We start from the raw sequence: 23,614 nt of genomic DNA on the forward strand, positions 1-23,614 counted from the left end.
AGATAAAATCATCTATATTTGCAAAATCTTTTTATGAAGATTGTTGACTATGAAGAATATTAGAAACTTTTGCATTATTGCACATATAGACCACGGTAAAAGCACCTTGGCAGACCGTTTGTTGGACTACACAGGCTCTGTTACCGCTAGGGAAAAACAGGACCAATTACTGGATAGCATGGATTTGGAGCGCGAACGTGGGATTACCATAAAATCGCACGCCATTCAAATGGATTATGAGCTTAATGGCGAAAAATATGTTCTCAATTTAATTGACACCCCTGGGCATGTCGATTTTAGTTACGAGGTATCACGATCCATTGCAGCCTGCGAAGGGGCGTTGCTTATTGTTGATGCGGCACAAAGCATACAAGCGCAAACCATTTCCAATTTATATTTGGCGTTGGAAAACGATTTGGAGATTATTCCAATTTTAAACAAAGTTGATTTACCGAGTGCTAACCCAGATGAAGTTACCGATGATATTGTAGATTTATTAGGTTGCGACCCCGAAGAAGTAATTCACGCCAGTGGAAAAACTGGTTTTGGTGTCGACAATATTTTAAAAGCCATTATCGATCGTGTTCCTGCGCCAAAAGGCGACCCCAATGCACCATTGCAAGCTTTAATTTTCGATTCGGTTTACAACACATTTAGAGGTATTGAAACGTATTTTAGGGTTTTTAACGGTGAAATAAAAAAAGGGCAACACATAAAATTTGTTGCCACAGGTAAGGATTATTATGCCGACGAGGTGGGAACCTTAAAACTAAGTCAAGTTGCCAAACAAAGTGTAAAAGCTGGTGATGTTGGCTATTTAATTACCGGCATTAAAACAGCCAAAGAAGTAAAAGTAGGTGATACCATTACCGATTTTGCCAAACCAACCACCAATATTGTTGAAGGTTTTGAAGATGTAAAACCTATGGTATTTGCTGGTATTTACCCTGTTGACACAGAAGATTATGAAGAGTTGAGAGCCTCGATGGAAAAGCTTCAGTTAAATGATGCTTCCCTGGTATTTCAACCTGAAAGTTCAGCGGCATTAGGTTTTGGTTTCCGTTGTGGGTTTTTAGGCATGCTTCACATGGAAATTATCCAAGAACGTTTAGAGCGCGAGTTTGATATGACGGTGATTACAACCGTACCCAACGTATCGTACTACGCCTATACAAACAAAAACCCAGACGAGGCTTTTGTTGTAAATAACCCGTCCGATTTACCAGATCCTTCAACCATAAACCGTGTTGAAGAACCCTATATAAAAGCCACTATTATTACCAAAGCGGATTTTGTTGGAAACGTCATGTCACTGTGTATTGAAAAACGCGGTATCATTACCAATCAAACCTATTTAACGCCAGAGCGTGTTGAATTGACTTTTGAAATGCCTTTGGCGGAAATTGTTTTCGATTTCTACGATCGTTTAAAAACGGTTTCAAAAGGCTACGCATCTTTTGATTATTCGCCTATAGGTATGAAAACATCAAAATTGGTGCGTTTGGATATTCTGTTAAATGCATTGCCTGTTGATGCCCTTTCGGCTTTAATACATGCCGATAACGCTCAGAACATTGGTAAAAAAATGTGCGAGAAACTCAAGGAATTAATTCCACGCCAACAGTTCGATATCCCTATTCAAGCGGCTATTGGAGCAAAAATTATTTCCAGGGAAACCATTAAAGCACTCCGTAAAGATGTAACCGCTAAATGTTACGGTGGCGATATTTCGCGAAAGCGTAAACTTCTGGAAAAACAGAAAAAAGGTAAAAAACGTATGCGACAAGTGGGTAATGTAGAAATCCCGCAACAAGCTTTTATGGCAGTTTTAAAACTGAATGACTAAATACGTTTGCAAGTACTTAAAACTTTAAGGGTTTACCTATTAATTCATTAAATTATTGGCGATTTATTTATTTTTAAAACCCAATAGTCCCTACCGGATGTGCCTTAATATTTGATTGCAGGAATTAAAGTAAAAATGGAATTTTCCAATCTTTTTTTATTGATAATTTCCTTTAATCGGGTGAATACCTTTTTTTTCGTAAAAATAAAATTACCCTAAAATTGTTAACAATTATTTTGTATGTTTATAACATAGTAAACATCATTAATGGTTAAACTTTCAACAAACACTTAAAAACACTGTGTTTAACTCATGCCGAATTTTAAATTTTTTTTACATCAAGCCATTCATTGTTATTAACATTTTTTACTGTTTTAAGGAAACCCATAGTTTGGTTTTCAATTGATTTATAGCTTTTGTAATTGCATTTTTTTGATGTTTTACTGAACCATTTGATATGAAATGGCATAACTAAATGAGTTTGAAAATTCTATTTTGTTTTGCGCATGGCATCTTTATTAATTCAATAAAAACAATTAAAGACCAATAGATGAAAGCACTTTTTTACACTAGAGAATTTCCACCTTATGTTTATGGTGGCGCAGGAGTTCATGTTGAGTATTTAGCAGGCGAATTGGCCAAACTCATGGAAGTGGATGTAAGATGTTTTGGAGACCAAAATAGCACATCGGATAATTTAACAGTAAAAGGCTTTCCGTTTGATGACGGTGTGTTTAAAAACTCGGAGGATAAACTAAAATCCGTATTTAAAACACTGAGCACATGCTTACACATGAATGCCGACCCCATTGATGCCGATGTGGTGCATTGCCATACTTGGTACGCCCATTTTGCAGGTATAGTTGCTAAATTGTGCTACGGCACACCGCTTGTTATTACAACGCATTCCTTAGAGCCTTTAAGACCTTGGAAAAGAGAGCAGCTGGGTAGAGGTTACGATGCTTCTTCTTGGGTTGAAAAAACAGCCATAGAAATGGCAGATGCCCTAATTGCCGTTTCAGAAGAAACCAAAGAGGATGTTATCAAACATTTTAATGTAGACGAAAGCAAAATACATGTTATTTACAACGGTATTAATCTGCAACAATACATAACGACTTCAGAAACTTCAACCTTAGATGAATATGGCGTTGACAAAACAAAACCTTACGTGCTTTTTGTGGGTAGAATTACGCGTCAAAAAGGCATCATTCATTTGGTAAATGCCATAAAATACATCGACCCAAACACGCAAATCGTACTTTGTGCCGGAGCGCCGGATACGCCAGAAATTGGTAAAGAAATGGAAGATGCCGTTAACGAGGTAAAAAAGACAAGGGACAACGTTATTTGGATTGACAAGATGGTTACCAAAGAAGAAATCATTCAGTTATATTCTCATGCCGATGTATTTTGCTGCCCCTCAATTTATGAGCCATTTGGGATTATAAATATCGAGGCCATGGCTTGTAACACGGCAGTTGTAGCCAGTGCGGTTGGCGGTATAAAAGAAGTGGTTGTACATGGCGAAACAGGACTTTTAATTCCTTTGGAACAACAAAAAGAAGCTCCTTTTGAGCCTATTGATCCCGATAAATTTTCAAAAGACTTAGCCGATGGCGTTAATAAGGTCATTAACGATAAAGCCTTAAGGGAGACTATGGCCAAAAACGGGAGGAAACGCGTTGAAGATCATTTTGACTGGATTGCCATTGCCAAACAAGTCGAAAAATTATACAAATCTTTAATATAAAAGTTGTAAATTACAGAAGCACAAGTCTTCTTAAAAACTATATTTTATAACATACAAAACCACAGCTGAAAATGATAAACAACAAAGTATTAGCCATAATATTAGGTGGCGGCCAAGGCTCAAGATTATACCCATTAACACAAGCAAGATCTAAACCGGCCGTTCCCATTGCCGGAAAATACAGATTGGTAGATATTCCAATCTCAAATTGCATCAATTCGGATATTAAACGCATGTTTGTATTAACGCAATTCAACTCGGCCTCGTTAAACAAGCATATTAAAAACACTTATCATTTTAGTTTTTTTAGCAGTGCTTTTGTCGACATTTTAGCCGCGGAGCAAACGCCAAACCACAAAACCTGGTTTCAAGGTACTGCCGATGCCGTACGCAAAAGCATGCACCATTTTTTAAACCATGAATTCGATTACTTTTTAATACTATCCGGCGATCAATTATACCAAATGGATTATGAAAAAATGATTGAAGCCCATGAGGAGGCCAATGCTAAAATATCAATAGCCACCATTCCGGTTACCGCGAAAGAAGCCACGGAATTTGGAATTTTAAAAGCAGACAACTCCAATATCATAACCTCATTTATTGAAAAGCCCGATGCCAGTTTATTACCGGATTGGACATCGGAAGTAAGTGACGACATGAAAAACCAGGGTAGAGATTACTTAGCATCAATGGGTATTTATATCTTTAACCGGGATTTACTAACCGAGTTAATGAAAAACCCTGACACCAATGATTTTGGAAAAGAAATCATTCCTCAAAGTATAGAAAGCCAAAAAACACTAAGTTACCAATACGAAGGGTACTGGACCGATATAGGTAATATAGATTCATTCTTTGAAGCCAACATTGGGCTTACTGCCGATATTCCTAAATTCGATTTATACGACAAGAAAAAACGTATTTACACCCATGCGCGCATGCTGCCCACTACAAAAGTGGCAGGCACCATGTTAGAAAAAGCCGTAATAGCCGAAGGTTGTATCATCAGTGCTGCAAAAATAGAGCAATCTGTTATTGGCATTCGTTCTAGAATTGGTGACGAATCTACGGTTATAAACACCTATATGATGGGTTCTGACTACTATGAAAATAATTTAATTATTGATAGAAATAAAACCCCGGTTTTATTGGGTATAGGACAACGCTGCTTTATAAAAAATGCGATTTTGGATAAAAACTGCCGCATTGGCGATGATGTTAGAATAAACGGAGGCACTCATTTAGAAGAAGTTGAAACAGATACCTATATGATTAAACAAGGCATTGTAATTATCAAAAAAGGAGCTACAATCCCTCCAGGATTTGTAATTTAAAAAAAGCTTCTCATAATTCTGATAACTGAAAAAAACCAAGACTAAAAAAACTTTTATTTTTCTTATGCCAATATAGTTATACCTTGGTGTACCGTTAAATTGGCAATATATATTATCTACTAACATGCAAGACCAAAGAAGAGTTGTAATAGACCATGTTTCGCCCAGCGTTAATGGCGGCGAATTTTATATTAAACGCGTAGTAAACGAAATTGTTAACATAGAGGCCTACATTATGGCCGATGGGCATGATGTGCTTGGAGCATCCGTATTATATAAACACGAAAAGGCCAAAAATTGGCAGGAAACAAGAATGCGTTTGTTGTCAAATGACGAATGGCAAGCCGCTTTTGCTGTCGAAAAACAAGGTTTTTATACCTATAAAGTACAAGCATGGGTAGATTACGCCCTTAATTGGAGGCATGGTTTAATCCGGAAAATTAATGATGGGCAGCACGTGCGTTCAGAATTATTGGAAGGCGTTCAGTTTATTGAGGCCATTGTAGATAAAGTAAATGCCGAGGATAAAACCTATTTAAATCACCTGCATCGTATTTTTCAAGATGAAAACGATTATGGCGAAGCCATTACCGAAGCCAGCACAAAAAGACTGTACGACCTGTTTTATAACAATCCTGTAAAAATCCTTGATAACGCATCAAAGGAATTTCGTGTATATGTCGATAGAAAAAAAGCACGATTTAGTACGTGGTACGAATTCTTTCCGCGTTCGGCATCAGAAAAAGAAGGTGTTCACGGCACATTTAAAGATTGCGAGCGTTTGCTTCCCAGAATAAAAAACATGGGGTTTGATGTGGTGTACCTGCCCCCTATCCATCCCATTGGCGAAGTTAACCGAAAAGGTAAAAACAACACTACCGAAGCCAAAGATGGCGATGTGGGCTCCACTTGGGGCGTAGGTTCTAAATATGGCGGACATAAAGACATCCATCCGGAATTAGGTTCGCTTGACGATTTTAAATCCTTAATTAATAAGGCCAAAGAAAACAACTTGGAAATCGCCATGGATTATGCGCTACAAGCCGCTCCAGACCACCCTTGGGTTAAAGATCATCCAAAATGGTTTAAATGGCGACCGGACGGCACCGTGCAATATGCCGAAAATCCACCCAAAAAATACCAGGACATTTTACCCATTTACTGGGAAAGCGAAGATTATAAAAACCTTTGGAAAGAATGCTTGGATATTTTAATGTATTGGATAGATTGCGGTATTCACATTTTTAGAGTAGATAACCCACATACCAAACCCTTTTATTTTTGGCATTGGATTATTACCAAGGTTAAAGCAAAACACCCAGATGTTATCTTTTTAGCCGAAGCTTTTACGGCTCCTAAAGTAATGCAGCAACTTGCAAAACAAGGTTACACACAATCTTACACGTATTTTACTTGGCGAGAAAGCAAACACGAACTTATTGAATATATTGAAGAATTGACCAAAAGCGAGTTAAGCCAATATATGCAGCCTAATTTCTGGCCAAATACACCAGATATCAACCCGTATCATTTACAAGGTGCAAACGAGTCTATGCACATACTGCGCTATGCGCTGGCTGCAACGTTAAGTTCCTGCATTGGTATTTACGGTCCTGTTTTTGAATATATGCTTTCAAGCCCTTTGCTTGGGAAAGAAGAGTATCTCAATTCAGAAAAATTCCAAATCACACATTACGATTGGAACATTCAAAACAAACTGATTACCATTATAGCAAAAATAAACTATATCAGGCACACCAATCCTGCGCTTCAGCAAACCAATAACATTAAATTCTGCCACATAGCAAACGATAACTTAATGGCTTTTTACAAATGGAACGACGATCGTACCAATGAAATTTTTGTGGTTATAAGCCTGGATTCGCACCGATCGCAACAAGGCACCGTTCAAGTACCTCTGCACGATTTAAAGGTACACGCAGGTCAGAATATTGAAATGCACGATTTAATTACAGATAGCCGCTACAATTGGAATAGCGAATGGTGCTATGTAGAATTGCACCCTACCATGCCCTTTCATATTTTCAAGATTAATAAATAGTATGCCAGAACAAGCGTCTATATCGGCCATAAACCAACCTTTTAAGTTTCATAAAAGTTGGAACGAATTGCTTGATAGCAACGAGTTTGTCAAGGTTTTTCTATCGGATGTTTTAGAAGATTATATGGTTAAGCAACGTTGGTACGGCGGTAAGTCGAGCCAGTTGAAATATATAGAACTCGCTGAATATTTTAAAATTCAACAACATGGCGAAATTTATTTCGGACTGATATTGGAGGTTAATTTTGTTGAAGCTTTTTATCAGCACTATTTTTTACCTATTGCATTTGTAACAGATGAAAACTTTGCACAAAACGACAGGATTCTTCCTATTGAAATAAACAACAGAAAAGGCCATATTATTGATGCCGTAAACTTAGAAGCGTTTAGAAAACTGGTTTTTGAGCGTATTGCTACGGCAGAACCTAAAGACACCACCAAAGTACAATACCACAAAAGCCACTTGTTTGAAAACAAAACTTACCAATCGTCAAGGTGTATGGGTGTGGAACAGAGCAACACCTCGCTGGTTTACAACGAAAAGTATGTGTTAAAGTTTTTCAGACGCATTTTTGCAGATAAAAATCCCGATTACGAAATGAGTCGGTTTTTATCAGAAAAAAAAGAGTACAAAAACACCCCTTCTTACTTGGGAAGTATTAATTTAGTGGATTCTGAAAACACCAACCTAACCATCGGCCTTTTGCAAGAATTAATCCCTAACGAAGGCGACGCTTGGACCTATATGCTAAAAGAATTGCATAAGGTATTTTCAAATTTAGAATACAAAAATATAAATATTGATACCCTTCCAAACACCGAATTGTATCAACGCTTAACCATTCAAGATATACCACCACAAATTATAGATTGGGCTGGTTTAAACTTATTTAATCAAATTAAAACCTTGGCGAAGCGCACCGCGGAAATGCACATTGCTTTGGGTTCGGAATTTGAAGAAACCGCGTTTACCCCGGCACATTATAACGGCGATTATTCGGTTTGGTTGAAAAACAAAATGCTCCATCAGTTTCAAAACAGGCTCAATGCCATTGAAAACAACATGCATAAATTAGATGGATTGGCCTTGGTATTGGCCAACGAATTTCTCGATAAAAAAAACCGCATCAGAAAACGATTTGTAGATTTTGATTGGACCAAATTAAAGGGCGAACGCATACGCATTCATGGCGACTACCATTTGGGCCAGATTTTAGTAAAACAGAACGATTTCTATATTATAGATTTTGAAGGCGAACCCGAAAGCACCATCCGAGACCGGAAAGTAAAACAGCCCCCGTTAAAAGACGTTGCAGGCTTATTTAGGTCCTTTCATTATGCTATTTACGCTACCGTATTCAATAATGGCAAAACCCATTACAAAGCTAATCAAGAAGCGTTATTTAAAGCTTCAGAAGTGCTGTACCGCTACATTACAGGTTTGTTTTTAGGCACCTATGTGACGGAAACACAAAACGCAAATTTGAATTTAGGATACAATCAAGAACGTATATTTATATTAAAATACTGCTTATTGGAAAAGGCAGTTTACGAATTGGGTTACGAGCTCAATTCGCGCCCCGAATGGGCAGTGATTCCATTAAAAGGAATATCTAACATAATAAATCATTAATCTATGGCACAAGTAAAAGTACACAGTCTATTTACAGAATTCGATATCAACCTTTTTAAAGCCGGAAAACATTTTAGACTTTACGAAAAATTTGGTTCTCATCTTATTACGGTTGATGGTATTGATGGTGTATATTTTGCAGTTTGGGCACCTACGGCAAAACAGGTTTCTGTAATTGGCGATTTTAACTATTGGATGGAAGGCGAGCACCAATTAAACGTGCGTTGGGATTCCAGTGGTATTTGGGAAGGTTTTATCCCGCTGGTTGAAAAAGGAGCGATATATAAATATAAAATACAAAGCAACAACAACGATATTAAAACCGAAAAAGCCGACCCCTATGCAAGACGTTACGAGCACAACCCAAAAACGGGGTCCATAGTTTGGGACGACGATTATAAATGGAAAGACAAAAACTGGATGAAAACGCGTAAAAAGCACAATACCTTAGATGCGCCTTATTCGGTTTACGAAGTCCATTTGGGCTCTTGGAAAAGGCAGGTTGAAGAAGACCGGTTTCTGTCTTATTACGAGCTTGCCGACGATTTGGTTAACTATGTAAAGGAGATGAATTTTACACACGTTGAGTTGATGCCCATTATGGAGTTTCCCTACGACCCTTCCTGGGGTTATCAAGTTACAGGATATTTTGCACCAACATCGCGCTTTGGCTATCCCGAGGAATTCAAATATTTAGTCGATAAATTCCATCAAGCCGGTATAGGTATCATTCTAGACTGGGTACCATCACATTTCCCGGAAGATGCCCACGGACTAGGGTTCTTCGATGGTTCAAATCTATACGAACACCCCGATAAACGCAAGGGCTACCATCAAGATTGGAAAAGTTTGATTTTTAATTATGAGCGCAATGAAGTGCGTTCGTTTTTAATAAGTAATGCCGTGTTTTGGATGGATCAATACCACGCCGATGGTTTACGTGTTGATGCCGTTGCTTCCATGCTGTTTTTAGATTATTCGAGAGAAGATGGCGAGTGGGAACCAAATATATATGGTGGCAGGGAAAACCTAGCCGTGATAAGCTTTTTAAAGGAATTGAATGAAGAAATTTACAGCTCTTTCCCCGATGTGCAAACCATAGCCGAAGAATCGACGGCATTCCCGGGTGTTTCCAAACCCGTGTTTTTAGGTGGTTTGGGCTTTGGAATGAAATGGATGATGGGTTGGATGCACGATACCTTAGAGTATTTTGCCAAAGACCCCATTTACAGAAAATTCCACCAAAATGATATTACTTTCAGTTTGGCATATGCCTTTTCAGAAAACTTTATGTTACCGCTTTCGCACGACGAGGTGGTGTACGGCAAAAAATCTATTTTAGGAAGAATGCCCGGTGACGAGTGGCAGCGCTTTGCCAACCTTCGTCTTTTATATAGCTATATGTTTACGCATCCCGGAACCAAATTAGTGTTTATGGGCGGCGAATTTGGGCAACAAAACGAGTGGGACTTCCAAGATAGTTTAGATTGGAATTTACTGGAATACAAATCGCATAAAAACTTTCAGCACTTTTTTAAAGCCCTGAACACCTTGTACAAAACCACGCCGGCTTTATTTGAAAAAGCCTTTACTAACGAGGGATTTGAGTGGATTAGTTTCGATGACCACGAAAACTGCGTACTATCGTATATCAGAAAAGGAAAAAAATCAACCGATGATGTGGTTGTAGTTTGCAACTTAACACCAACGGTAAGGGAAAAATATCGTATTGGCGTCACCAAAAAAGGCAAACTTACCGAGGTTTTTAATAGCGATGAAAAAGCCTTTGGAGGTAGCGGTATTTCAAATTCAAAAGAAATTAGCATAAAAAAACAAACTTGGAACGGGAAGGATTATTCGGCAGAAATTACGCTTTCGCCGCTTGGTGTTTCCATATTCAAATTCAAACAATAATCAACCCTTACATAAAACACAATTATTTTGCTGATTGATTGTGTTTTATGTAACCAATCCCCCGTATTTTTATTGAAATTTCATCTTTAAAATATAATGATTTTAGTACTTTCGGCAATTAATTAAATTGCTAATCATTTATGATTTTAAATACCCAATTAGAATACAAAGGAGACTTGTTTCCTGCAACCATAAAAGCCTACAAAAAAGATGTGGATGTTCTGCATTTTTCAACTACAAATAACGTTATCCTTCAACTTACGGTTTTAAGGGATAGCGTATTGAGATTTAGATATACCACCGTTGGTAAATTTGAAAATGATTTTTCGTATGCTATTGATGAAAATGCAAGTAGAGGCTACAACCATTTGGAAATTTCAGATGATGATGAAAAATACATCGTTACCACATCAAAGTTAATCTGCTTCATTTACAAATCCGATTTAAGAAAATCCATTTTTGATGCCATAGACAAATCCCTTATCTGCGAAGACGAAAAAGGCTTCCATTGGGAAGAAAGTTACGAGTTAGGTGGCGATATTGTTAAAATGAGTAAAGCCGCCCAAAACGGAGAAAGCTATTTCGGTTTAGGCGATAAACCAAATCACTTAAACCTAAAAGGAAAGCGATTTGAAAACTGGGCTACCGATTCTTATGCCTACGGAAAAGACACCGACCCTATTTACAAAGCCATACCGTTTTACACGGCATTGCACGACAATAAATCTTACGGTATTTTCTTTGACAACACCTTTAAAACCTATTTCGATTTTTGCCACGAACGCAGAAACGTAACCAGTTTTTGGGCACAGGGAGGCGAAATGAACTATTACTTTATTTACGGCCCTAAAATGTTGGATGTGGTTTCAAATTACACCGATTTAACCGGTACACCCGAATTGCCACCACTTTGGGCATTGGGCTACCACCAGTGTAAATGGAGTTACTACCCGGAATCAAACGTTAAGGAAGTCACCTCAAAATTTAGAGAATTAAATATTCCCTGCGATGCTATTTATTTAGATATCGATTACATGGAAGGATTCCGTTGTTTTACATGGAACAAAGATTATTTTCCAGATCCAAAACGCATGGTTAAAGAACTGGCCGATGATGGATTTAAAACCGTGGTTATTATCGATCCGGGCATTAAAATCGATATGGATTACGATATATTCCGCGAAGGTTTGGAAAAAGATTATTTCTGTAAGCGCGCCGATGGCCCATACATGAAAGGTAAAGTATGGCCCGGGGAATGTTATTTCCCGGATTTCACAAGACCAGAAGTTAGAAAATGGTGGGCTGGATTATTTAAAGAGCTCATAGAAGATATTGGCGTAAAAGGTGTTTGGAACGATATGAACGAACCCGCCGTAATGGACGTTCCCGGAAAAACCTTTCCTAACGATGTAAGGCACGATTACGATGGTAATCCTTGTAGCCACCGTAAAGCACATAACATTTATGGAATGCAAATGGCACGCGCCACTTACCATGGTTTAAAAAAATTTAATTACCCAAAACGCCCATTTGTAATTACACGATCGGCTTATTCGGGTACACAGCGTTATACCTCAACTTGGATGGGAGACAACTTAGCATCATGGGAGCATTTACAAATAGCAAATATCCAAGCGCAGCGTTTAGCCATGTCGGGCTTCTCTTTTGCCGGATCGGATATTGGTGGATTTGCCGAACAACCCAATGGCGAATTATTCGCACGTTGGATTCAACTTGGTGTTTTCCACCCATTCTGTAGAACACATTCCTCTGGAGATCATGGCGACCAAGAACCTTGGGCTTTTGATGACGATATAACAAATATTGTACGCAAGTTTATTGAGATAAGATATCAATTATTACCTTATTTATATACCGCGTTTCATCAATATTCGCAGGATAATGTGCCTATGTTAAAATCGTTGGTTTTATTTGATCAAGACGATTCTCAAACACATTACAGAATTGATGAGTTTATTTGCGGTAACCAGCTGTTAATTTGCCCTGTTAACGAGCCAAATGCAAAAGGAAGACGTATGTACATTCCTAAAGGCGAATGGTTTAATTTCTGGACCAATGAGTTGGTTTCAGGTGGTAAAGAAACTTGGGTAGATGCCGATTTAGACAGTATGCCCATTTTTGTAAAAGCAGGTGCTATTATTCCTAAATACCCCATACAGCAGTATGTTGGCGAAAAAACAATTGATGAGTTAACACTTGATGTGTATTATAAACACGGTAAAGAGGATTCTGAATTGTACGAAGACGCCAATGACGGGTTTGATTACAAAAAAGGACGTTACAGTTTAAGAAAGTTTAACTTGACTGGAAATGATAATAAATTGGTTATCAGAATCCATAAAAGAGGAAAGTTCTTTACATCGTACAATACCTTTAAGCTCAATTTAATCGGATTGCCATTTAAAGTGAAATCCATCAAGATTGATAACGAATATATTGATTTAAAAGATGTTAAGTTTAATGGTGAGAACTCTCTTGTTGTAAGTAAAGAGGTTACAAACATTCAAATTAAAGGATAGATAATTCTTAAAATTCGACTTTCAAAAAAGCCCTTTCAAAACAATTTTGAAAGGGTTTTTTTTATACCTCTTCAACATCAAAGGGTTTTCCTAAATACACCAACTGAAATCCTTCTTCAATGGCATCAACCTCCAAATTATAAGACGATATAATATGCAGCTCACCTTCATTGTCTTTTATAAATAGAGGAATAATATCCTTGTCCTCATTGGTTATGCTAATCAAGCTTTCGTAGTGCTCTTTATCCTGTAAATCAATCTCCTGTATTGATGGGTGCCTTCTTGTTAAATCTAACAACGAACTAAAATCATCCGTATGGGAAAACAAACCTTCTCTTGGGTTGTTGTTTTCGTCTAGCATTTCATTTGTGGTTACCAATCTAAAAGAACCATTTTCACCAAATTGTTGGCTAAATTTATTAATGGCGTATTTGTTTATATCCGGATTTCCGGTGAGCGCCATTAAATAGCCCATATCATTTAACTCAATATTATCCATTAACCGATCCGAATAAATATTTGTGCTCAAAGCCTCTAGTCCCAGTTCTTTGGCTTTTTTAATGTTTCGTTCGTTACTGTCAATTAGCACCACGTGCCTCCCGTTTGTTGCCAGATAATGCCCAATCAATCTAGATATTTTTGAGGCTCCAACTATTAAAATACCTTCCGATTTTGTTAAAAACACTCCAACTAGTTTTGCAAACCGACGCGCTGTTGTAGCGTTTAATAAAACGGTTCCTAAAACAATCATAAACACTAAAGGTGTTATGTATTCGGCACCAGCAACACCCTGTCGCAATAATTTACTGCCAAATAACGAGGCAATTCCGGCAGCCACAATACCACGCGGGCCAACCCAACTAATAAACAGTTTTTCGTTAAGCTTTAAATTGGATCTGAGCGTGCTTAAAAACACCGCCAATGGCCTAATTACAAATACAATAATGGCAAAAAGGATGACGGTTTTCCACGTGTACAGCAGCTTTAAATCATCAATATCAATATTTGCCGCCAACAGAATAAATAAAATGGAAATTAGTAAAACACTTAGAGATTCTTTAAAATAGAGCAGTTCTTTTAGGTTTTCCAACTTGCTATTGCCCAAAACCATACCCATTACAACAACAGCTAAAAGCCCAGATTCATGGGCAAAAATCTCGGACTCTACAAAAACCAGCAACACCGTGGATAGCGATACAACGTTTAATAAATAGTGCGGAATGAGCTTTTTGTTAATCGCGAAAGCCAAGGCGTGGGCAAAAGTAAATCCGAAGGTTGTGCCAAAAAGAATAATTTTGCCAAACTCCATTAAGGCCGTTTTTGTAAAACCGCTGTCCCCACCAACGCTTATAAACTCAAATACCAATACCGCCACCAAAGCGCCAATGGGATCTATTAAAATACCCTCCCACTTTAAAACGGCAGAGACATCTTTTTTAAGCGGAATGTTTCTTAAAATAGGGGTAATTACTGTTGGTCCGGTAACAATAACCAATCCTGCAAACAAAAAGGAAAGTTCCCAACTTAAGTTAAAAATAATTCGGGCCAATATGCCGGCACCAAAAAAAGTAATGGCAGAACCCAAGGTGATTAATTTGGTAATTACAGGGCCCACATTTTTAATTTCCGCTCTTTTTAAGGTTAAGCCACCTTCAAAAAGAATAATGCTTATGGCAAGCGATACAAAGTAGTATAATCCGTCTCCCGGGAAAAGCCCTTTTTTACCATTCCAAATAGGCTCAATCCATTTGGTACCATCTGCACTTAAATATTCGGCAGCTATTGGGCCAACAAATAATCCGATTAAAATTAAGGGTAAAATGGCGGGGATTTTAAATTTCCATGCCACCCATTGTGCTAATATGCCTAAAATGATAATACCTGCTAATTCTAACATAAATATTTTTTAAGGCACTAATTTAAGTAAAACAGATGATTCCATGTTTTTAAAAAAATACTATCTTTCACCTTTCAGCAAATAATCAAAATAAACCGTGTCATTAAAACCCTTTAAAAGTATTGGAATTGGTGTAGCTTATTCGCCCAACTTAAAAGCCAATCTCTTTGAGGCCGCTCGTTTAGCTGTGTTTTTTGGCTCCAAGTTGATTTTAATCCATGTTGGCGAAAACTCCGAGGAAAAAATAAACATGCTTAAAGTTATTCTTAATAGTTTTAAAAAAGATAACTTAAATTACGAAGTGGTTTTTAAAACGGGCAATCCTGTCGATGTGATTTTATCGACCACTGAAGAAAAAAAGATAGATCTTTTAATTCTTGGCGCCTTACAACGCGAGCAATTTTTAAAATACTATGTAGGCTCAATTGCCAGAAAAATTACGCGCAACGCCAAATGCTCCGTTTTACTGTTGATAAAACCTGCGGTTGAACGCGTACCTTGCGAGCATATTGTGGTTAACGGTTTAAAAGACCCAAAAACAGAGCAAACCATAAAAGTGGCTTTTTACGTAGCCACAAAGCTAAGTTCTGAAAAAATTACTATTGTTGAAGAAATTAAACAAGACCAAATAGCCGTAAAAGTTGATGACGATAAATCGCTAAGACGTGCCAATATTATTAAAGAACGTATCAAGCTAAGGGAAAACTCTAGAATTAAAGAAATTATAAGCCATATTCCCGAAACCTACACCAAAAGCAAAGCCATAAAACTACAACCTATTTTTGGTAAAAAAGGCTATTCTATCGGGCATTATGCGCAAATTTCGCGTGCCGATTTACTCGTGATGAATGCACCCTCGAAAATGACCTTTTGGGACCGCCTGTTTCCGCATGATATCGAACATATTTTAACCGAATTACCAACCGATGTTTTAATTTTACAATGAGTCCGAAAAAAAATAATTTAAGAGCCTTTGTTAAGGACTTACCTAAAAATATTTTTTCGGGGTTTGTGGTAAGCCTTATTGCCTTGCCTTTGGGTTTAGGACTTGCTATGGCCAGTGATGCGCCACCCATTTCTGGAATTATTGCCGCCATAGTTGGTGGCATTATGGTATCTATTTTAGGCGGAAGCCACGTTACCATAGCGGGGCCAGGAAACGGATTGGTTGGTGTGCTTTTAGTTGCTATTACTACTTTAGGTTTAGAAAACGCTTATGTTGCCGTTATTTTTTCTGGCGTACTTATTATGGGCTTGGGTTTCTTTAGAATGGGCACCCTTGCCGATTTTTTCCCGTCGTCTGCCATTCAGGGTATGCTTGCAGCCATTGGGCTTATTATTCTTGGCAAACAGTTTCATATTATGCTTGCCCATAAAATTAAGCGCGAAGACACGGTTGATTATCTTTTTGAAATCCCTTTTTCCATCAACGATGCTGTGAATTACGAAAACACAGGCTTAATTTACGCTGCTTTGGCCGGTGTTTTAAGTTTGGTAATTATGCTGTTCTATTCAAAAATCAGGAATAAATATTTACAGCTTATCCCTGCGCCCATGTGGATTGTTATTTTGTCCATTGGGTTTAGTTATTATTTCGAGTTGGGTTTGCACGAACCAAATCCCATAGCAAAAGAATATATGATTTCCGGCATTCCATCCATTCAAAATATAATTTCGGATATTCCAACGCCTAATTTCAGCAATATTTGGTCGTTTTCCTTTTGGGGAAGCGTTTTGGCCTTAACCCTTATTTCGGGCATTGAATCGTTGTTAAGCATTAAGGCGGTTGATAAACTAGACCCGGAAAAAAGACGCTCCAATGTAAACAAAGACCTTAAAGCCTTGGGTTTGGCCACGGTTGGCAGCGGGTTTTTGGGCGGATTAAATGTGGTAACCGTTATTGCGCGTAGTTCGGTTAACGTAAATAATGGTGCCAGTAACCGCTCGTCAAACTTTTTTCACGCCGTTTTTTTAGTGTTATTTATTGTATTGTTTAGCACGCAACTTACCAGAATTCCGTTGCCTGCATTAATGGCTATATTAGTGTACGCTGGGTATAAATTAGCGTCGCCTCGCGTTGTCACCAAAATATTTTCAATAGGAAAAGAGCAACTTATCATCTTTTTTGTAACCCTAATCCTGACTTTAAAAATAGGGTTGATTACCGGCATAATTGCTGGGGTTATTACCACATTAATCATTCATTTTATTATAAGTAAAAGTGTTGGGCTGTTTTTTAGAAACGTTTTAAAACCCAATGTTTTAATGTTTAAGGAAACCGCTGACGACAACAATTATTACGTTAGTGTTAAACATTTTTGCAGTTTTTTAAATTACTACAGACTTAAAAAACAACTTGATGCCGTTCCTGAAAATGAAGATGTTATTGTAGATTTTTCGTTGTGCGAGTTTGTGGATCATACTGTGATGGAAAACATGCACAGCTACCAAGAATTATTTAATAAACGCGGTGGTCATTTTGATGTGATTGGTTTAGACATGCACGATACCGACTCCAAACACCCGTTTGCTTTAAGGCGCATGCTTCCGGTGCCAAGAATTATTAAAAATAGTTTAACAAGGCGCCAAACCAATATGGAGGTTTTGGCCGAAGACTACAACTTTAATTACAGCCCTAAAAAAGAAAAAGAAGTGTCGGCGTTAAACCTATTTCAGTTTTTCAGCACCAAACACATCAATCATATTTACAATAAATTAGTGCATAAAAAAAACACTATTTCGTTGTTCGATATTGAGTTTTCAGAAGGCGAACTTATCACTAAAGAAGTGGTGCGTTCCACCATGCTTCATATCGAATTAAATCATACCATCCCAAAATTCACCTTGGATAGGGAAGGTTTTTTGGAAAAAGTATCGGCGCTTGCCGGCTTTAAAGATATTGATATTGAAAACCACGACGATTTCTCCGATCGTTTTTATTTGCAAGGCGAAAACGAAAAGGCAATTAGTGCCTTTTTTAATGACGATTTAACACATTTTTTTGAAAGCAATCCGTACTACCATGTAGAATCTAACGGAAGCTCTTTACTCATTTTCGGAAAGGAACGTTTGGCAAGTATAAAGGAAATTAAAGCCTTGTTCGACTTTGGAAAGCGTTTAAAAGATGTTATTGCACCAAACTAGCCCTCTGAATTCTTAATATATTCTTAACCTTCATAAGAATTCACAATAGATTTCTTAATTTTACGCCGCTATGAAATGAGTCTTATTAAATTTTTGATACCGCCCGTAAAATTTAATGACGAATTACATCTGACATATAAAAAACAACAACTATTAACAGATGAACTTATACCCCATAAATGCCGGTAATTTTAAGCTAGATGGTGGCGCCATGTTTGGTGTGGTACCTAAGTCATTGTGGCAACGCAGCAATCCTGCCGATGCCAATAATATGATTGATCTCACTGCCAGATGCTTGCTTATTGAAGATGGCAATCGCCTTATTTTAATAGATAACGGTATGGGCGATAAACAATCCAGTAAATTTTTTGGCTACTATCACCCTTGGGGAAACGACACTTTAGACAACTCGCTTAAAAAATACGGGTTTCATAAAGATGACATTACCGATGTGTTTATGACGCATTTGCATTTTGACCATTGCGGCGGAAGCATTACATGGAACAGCCAAAAAACAGGCTACGAAACAGCCTTTAAAAACGCTCACTTTTGGAGCAACAAAAACCATTGGCAATGGGCAACCCAACCCAATAGGCGTGAACGCGCCTCGTTTTTAAAAGAGAACATTTTACCCATGGAAGAAAGCGGACAGCTAAAATTTACCGCGCTTCCAGATACCGATTTGCTTAAAAACTCAGCCCTTGGGTTCGATATATTTTTTGCCAACGGCCACACCGATAAACAAATGATTCCCATGATTAACTACAAAGGAAAAACCATTTGTTTTATGGCCGATTTATTGCCAACCGTAGGCCATTTGCCTTTACCCTATGTAATGGGTTACGACACCAGGCCGCTTTTGACTTTAGACGAAAAAGAAAAGTTTTTAAACCTTGCTGCCGATAATAATTTCTACTTGTTTTTAGAGCACGATGCCCATAACGAAATTATTACCGTAAAACACACCGAAAAAGGCGTGCGATTAGCAAGCATATTATCTACAAACGATATATTCAATTAACCTATAATTTATTACAAATGAACTTTACAAAATCATTCCTACTTACGGCATTAATAGCGTCTATATTTTATGGCTGTGGTAGTACAGCAAGCATCATATCAACACCGGTTGAAAACATTGATGCCATTCCTTTAAAGGTTTCAGAGCTAACCGAAGCCGAAAAACAAAACTGGGGCCATTTAGACTTGGTACAAGACACCATCCCCGGCATGAGTGTAGATAAAGCTTACGCTGAAATTATTAAAAACAAAAAAGGAAAATCCGTTATTGTGGCGGTTATCGATTCAGGCATTGATATCGATCACGAAGATTTGAACGCCAACATTTGGACCAACACAAAAGAAATTCCGAATAACGGAAAAGACGATGATAATAACGGATACGTAGACGATATACATGGGTGGAATTTTTTAGGAGATGCCTATGACGAGCAATTGGAATATGTGCGCTTAATTGCAAGCGGAGATACATCAAATCCTCGCTATAACGAAGCAGTCGCTTTACATGAAAAAGAATCAAAAAAATATTTGGAAAGAAAAACCCAGTATGACCAAATTGCGCAGGCTGTAAAAAATGCCGACGATATTTTAACCCAACATTTGGGAAAAAGTGATTATACTATTGAAGAGGTAAATAAAATTAAAACCGAAGACCAAAGTTTATATCAAGCCATTCAAATCGCTAAGAACATGAATCTTAATGGGTTGACTTTAGCTGAAGCAAAAAAAGAAATTAATGATGCTTTGGAAAGCATTAACGAGCGTTTAAACTACCACTTTAATAAAGATTTTAAAGGGAGAACCACGGGTGATGACATTAATGATTTATCTGATGTAGGTTACGGTAACGGCAATGTTAAACCCGTAAAAAAATCTGAATCACACGGTACACATGTGGCAGGTATTATAGCCGCTGTTCGCAACAACGGAAAAGGCGCTAATGGAGTTGCCAATAACGTTGAGATTATGTCTATAAGAGCTGTACCAAATGGTGATGAATACGACAAAGATATCGCGTTAGCCATCCGTTACGCCGTAGATAATGGCGCGAAAGTAATTAACGGTAGTTTTGGTAAATCGTTTTCACCACACGCCCAATGGGTAAGAGATGCTATAAAGTATGCTTCAGATAACGATGTGGTATTTGTGCATGCCGCCGGTAATTCTGGCGAAAATGTTGATGTAGAGCCTAATTTCCCTGATGATAATGTGGATTTTGTTGAAATTTCAAATACATATATTCGAGTTGGTTCCTTAACTTCAAAATACGGGTCGAACATGATTTCCAGCTTTTCAAATTACGGAAAAAAGAATGTAGACGTATTTGCACCCGGATCGGCAATCTATTCTACATTCCCGGAAAACGAATACAAAAGCATAAGCGGAACTTCTATGGCTGCTCCTGCTGTTGCCGGTGTTGCGGCTTTAATTCGTTCGTATTTCCCAAAATTAACCGCGGCACAAGTAAAACAGGTTATTTTAGATTCCGGACTTGCGGTTAAAACCAAAGTTATTGTTGGTGGCGATACCAATAACGTGAAACCTTTTGCCGATTTATCAAAATCATCAAAAATGGTTAACGCTTATAATGCCTTAATTATGGCATCAAAAATTTAAACCTTTAAAAATTGATTTTAAAGAGGCTGTCGAAATAGTCTAATTCGACAGCCTCTTGTTTATAATTCTATCAAAAAAATTCAATAAAAAAATAATCTATCATGAAAAAAATAATGCTTCCTTTTTTCAGTTTTTTACTAGTGCTATCCTGTAATAGTCAAAAAAATATAGCCGTTGCCCAAACACCAACGCCCACAATGCCAGCATCAGCACCAAACTCAGGTTATTGGCAGCAACATGTAGATTATAAAATGCATATTGATATGGATGTAAACACCTATCAATACAAAGGAAAACAAGAATTGATATATACCAATAACTCGCCAGATGTTTTACACCGTGTCTATTATCATTTGTACTTTAATGCCTTTCAACCCGGAAGCGAAATGGATGTGCGCTCCAGAACCATTGCGGATCCAGATGCAAGGGTTGGCGATAGAATTAGCAAATTAAACCCTAACGAGATTGGTTATATAAAAGTAAATTCTTTAAAACAAAACGGTGTAAATATTAAACATGAAACCGTTGGTACGGTATTAGAAGTCGATTTAGCAAAGCCTATTCAACCAGGTGAAAAGGCGACTTTTAACATGGATTTTGATGCCCAAGTTCCGGTTCAGATTCGCCGTTCGGGCAGAAATAGTAAAGAAGGTGTGGCACTATCCATGGCGCAATGGTATCCTAAACTGGCGGAATACGATTTTGAAGGTTGGCATGCCGACCCATATATTGGAAGGGAATTCCATGGCGTTTGGGGCGATTTTGATGTTAAGCTCAGTATTGATAAAAACTATATTGTTGGCGGTACGGGCTATTTACAAAATCCCAATCAAATTGGTTATGGTTACGAAACCGGCACGGTTAATAGACCCAATACCGATAAACTCACTTGGCATTTTAAAGCCCCTAATGTGCACGATTTTACATGGGCTGCAGACCCAGATTATATACACGATGTGTTACAAATGCCCAATGGCCCCACACTTCATTTCCTTTACAAAAAAGATTTGAATGCCAATGAACTGGAAAATTGGAAAAAACTTCAGCCTAAAACAGCTGAACTCATGCAGTTTTTCAATAAGCACATTGGTAACTACCCGTACAAACAATATTCTGTAATTCAAGGTGGCGATGGCGGTATGGAATATGCCATGAGCACATTAATAACAGGAAAAAGAAGCTTTGGTAGCTTGGTTGGTGTAACGGCACATGAACTCGCACACACATGGTTTCAATTTTTACTGGCCACAAACGAAACGAAACACGAATGGATAGACGAAGGCTTTACCGTATATATTAGCAATCATGCCATGAATGAGGTGATGAACCAAGGTAAAAAAAATCCTCTAGCCAATGCCTACAACAGCTATATTGGCTTAGCTCGGTCTAGCGTAGAACAGCCACTTACCACACACGCAGACAGGTATGAATTTAACAGTGTTTATGGCACCCAAGCTTACAGTAAGGGCGCGGTGTTTCTAGCACAATTAGGGTATGTAATTGGTGAAGAAAATCTGCAAAAAACCATTAAAAAATATTTTAAAGATTTTGCCTTTACACACCCAAAACCTTTTGATATTATACGAACAGCAGAAAAAGTGACTGGATTAGAGCTCGACTGGTATTTTATAGATTTTGCACAAACCACAAATACTATTGATTACGGTGTTAAATCTGTTGAAGGAAACACGATTACTTTAGAGCGTATCGGGTTAATGCCCATGCCTATTGATGTAACGGTAACTTATAACGATGGAAGCACCGAAGATTTCTATATCCCATTAAGAATGATGCGTGGCGAAAAACCAACTAAGGCGACAATAATAAAAGATTGGGCTTGGGCTTATCCCACCTATGCGTTTGAAACCTCAAAGGCCATAAAATCGGTTCAAATAGACCCTTTGGAAATGATGGCAGATGTTGATAAAACGAATAACAGAATCAGTATTTAAAGTTACTATAAAAAAGCGTTGAATAACTTAATTGCATATCGGTTATTTTTTTAATAGGTTTGGATATACTAATGTTGGCAACCATAACAAAAACATGCAATTAAAAGATAAAACGGTTTTAATAACAGGTGGAGCATCTGGAATTGGCAAAATAATGGTTCGTTTAATGTTAGAACGAAAAGCCAAAGTAATTATTTGGGACATTAATCAAGAAAGCATTGATAAAACCATAGCTGAATTTTCAAACATTGGAGAGCTATTTGGGTACAACGTTGATGTTTCAAACCTGAAACAAATTCAAGATACCGCTAAAAAAGTTAAATCGGATTTAGGTGTTGTTGATGTATTAATCAATAATGCCGGCATAATAGTTGGCAAATATTTCAATGAGCATACGGCCTCCGATATTATGAAAACAATGGAAATTAATGCAACTGCCCCCATGTTTATCACCATGGAATTTCTTAAGGATATGTTGCATCAAAATTCAGGACATATTTGCAATATTGCTTCGTCTGGCGGGTTGATTTCAAACCCTAAAATGTCTGTTTACGCAGCAAGCAAATGGTCGCTCATAGGTTGGTCGGACAGTTTGCGTTTGGAGATGAAGCAATTAGATAAAAAAATAAATGTTACCACAATAATGCCCTACTACATCAATACAGGTATGTTTGATGGCGTAACATCCAAAATTCCAATTCTTGAACCGAAAGCCGCAGCGTTAACCATTGTTAAGTCGATTGAGAAGAATAAAAAATTAATAAGTATCCCGGGCTACATTTACAGATTTACACGTTTCGGTCAAGCCGTAATGTCGATTAATATTTTTGATTGGTTTGCTGGAGACGTGCTGGGAATTTATAAAACCATGGAGCATTTCACAGGTCGTAAAAAGTAAC

General features: G+C 37.7%; 14 protein-coding genes. 13 read left to right on the plus strand and 1 reads right to left on the minus strand.

Annotation, left to right across the window (positions count from 1 at the left end):
- Window positions 1–49: 49 nt before the first annotated feature.
- The 7 genes from lepA (at window position 50) to ACN5J7_RS15655 (ending at window position 13,085) form a co-directional block, all read left to right on the plus strand.
- Complete coding sequence (gene lepA, locus ACN5J7_RS15625) at window positions 50–1,846, plus strand: translation elongation factor 4 (protein ID WP_418604616.1); 1,797 nt, start codon at window positions 50–52, stop codon at window positions 1,844–1,846.
- A gap of 550 nt (window positions 1,847–2,396) precedes the next feature.
- Window positions 2,397–3,599, plus strand: coding sequence for a glycogen synthase (gene glgA, locus ACN5J7_RS15630; protein ID WP_311936173.1), 1,203 nt, complete (start codon window positions 2,397–2,399; stop codon window positions 3,597–3,599).
- Window positions 3,600–3,670: 71 nt separating this feature from the next.
- Window positions 3,671–4,936 (plus strand): glucose-1-phosphate adenylyltransferase, encoded by a 1,266-nt coding sequence (locus ACN5J7_RS15635; RefSeq protein ID WP_311936170.1) that lies wholly within the window; start codon window positions 3,671–3,673, stop codon window positions 4,934–4,936.
- 124 nt (window positions 4,937–5,060) lie between these two features.
- A complete protein-coding gene (locus tag ACN5J7_RS15640; RefSeq protein WP_418604617.1) occupies window positions 5,061–6,998 on the plus strand; it encodes an alpha-1,4-glucan--maltose-1-phosphate maltosyltransferase in 1,938 nt (645 codons plus the stop codon).
- Between the two features lies 1 nt (window position 6,999).
- On the plus strand, window positions 7,000–8,631 hold the full coding sequence (locus ACN5J7_RS15645; protein WP_418604618.1) for a trehalose synthase: 1,632 nt from the start codon (window positions 7,000–7,002) through the stop codon (window positions 8,629–8,631).
- Between the two features lie 3 nt (window positions 8,632–8,634).
- The gene (gene glgB, locus ACN5J7_RS15650; protein ID WP_418604619.1) at window positions 8,635–10,545 is read left to right on the plus strand and encodes a 1,4-alpha-glucan branching protein GlgB; all 1,911 of its coding nucleotides are present in this window, start codon (window positions 8,635–8,637) and stop codon (window positions 10,543–10,545) included.
- Window positions 10,546–10,685: 140 nt separating this feature from the next.
- The gene (locus tag ACN5J7_RS15655) at window positions 10,686–13,085 is read left to right on the plus strand and encodes a glycoside hydrolase family 31 protein (protein WP_418604620.1); all 2,400 of its coding nucleotides are present in this window, start codon (window positions 10,686–10,688) and stop codon (window positions 13,083–13,085) included.
- 61 nt (window positions 13,086–13,146) lie between these two features.
- Here the strand turns inward: ACN5J7_RS15655 and ACN5J7_RS15660 are convergent, their stop codons facing one another.
- A complete protein-coding gene (locus ACN5J7_RS15660) occupies window positions 13,147–14,982 on the minus strand; it encodes a sodium:proton antiporter (protein WP_311936152.1) in 1,836 nt (611 codons plus the stop codon).
- 97 nt (window positions 14,983–15,079) lie between these two features.
- On the opposite strand from ACN5J7_RS15660, the gene ACN5J7_RS15665 reads away from it, so the two are divergent.
- From ACN5J7_RS15665 to ACN5J7_RS15690, 6 genes are all read left to right on the plus strand, one after another.
- Window positions 15,080–15,928: a universal stress protein gene (locus ACN5J7_RS15665; RefSeq protein WP_418604621.1), complete on the plus strand. Its 849-nt coding sequence runs from the start codon at window positions 15,080–15,082 to the stop codon at window positions 15,926–15,928.
- Window positions 15,925–18,126 carry a SulP family inorganic anion transporter gene (locus tag ACN5J7_RS15670; RefSeq protein WP_311936147.1) on the plus strand — a complete coding sequence of 734 codons (2,202 nt, stop codon included), beginning with the start codon at window positions 15,925–15,927 and terminating at the stop codon, window positions 18,124–18,126. Before ACN5J7_RS15665 ends, ACN5J7_RS15670 begins: the two co-directional genes overlap by 4 nt.
- Window positions 18,127–18,286: 160 nt before the next feature.
- Window positions 18,287–19,147: an MBL fold metallo-hydrolase gene (locus ACN5J7_RS15675; protein ID WP_418604622.1), complete on the plus strand. Its 861-nt coding sequence runs from the start codon at window positions 18,287–18,289 to the stop codon at window positions 19,145–19,147.
- 17 nt (window positions 19,148–19,164) lie between these two features.
- The gene (locus ACN5J7_RS15680) at window positions 19,165–20,763 is read left to right on the plus strand and encodes a S8 family peptidase (RefSeq protein WP_418604623.1); all 1,599 of its coding nucleotides are present in this window, start codon (window positions 19,165–19,167) and stop codon (window positions 20,761–20,763) included.
- Between the two features lie 101 nt (window positions 20,764–20,864).
- The gene (locus ACN5J7_RS15685; protein ID WP_418604624.1) at window positions 20,865–22,715 is read left to right on the plus strand and encodes a M1 family metallopeptidase; all 1,851 of its coding nucleotides are present in this window, start codon (window positions 20,865–20,867) and stop codon (window positions 22,713–22,715) included.
- A 94-nt stretch (window positions 22,716–22,809) separates the two neighbouring features.
- Complete coding sequence (locus tag ACN5J7_RS15690; RefSeq protein ID WP_418604625.1) at window positions 22,810–23,613, plus strand: SDR family oxidoreductase; 804 nt, start codon at window positions 22,810–22,812, stop codon at window positions 23,611–23,613.
- Window position 23,614: the final 1 nt, after the last annotated feature.

Origin of the sequence: Hwangdonia sp., assembly GCF_048381975.1 — a bacterium.
Taxonomy (GTDB): Bacteria; Bacteroidota; Bacteroidia; order Flavobacteriales; family Flavobacteriaceae; genus Hwangdonia; species Hwangdonia seohaensis.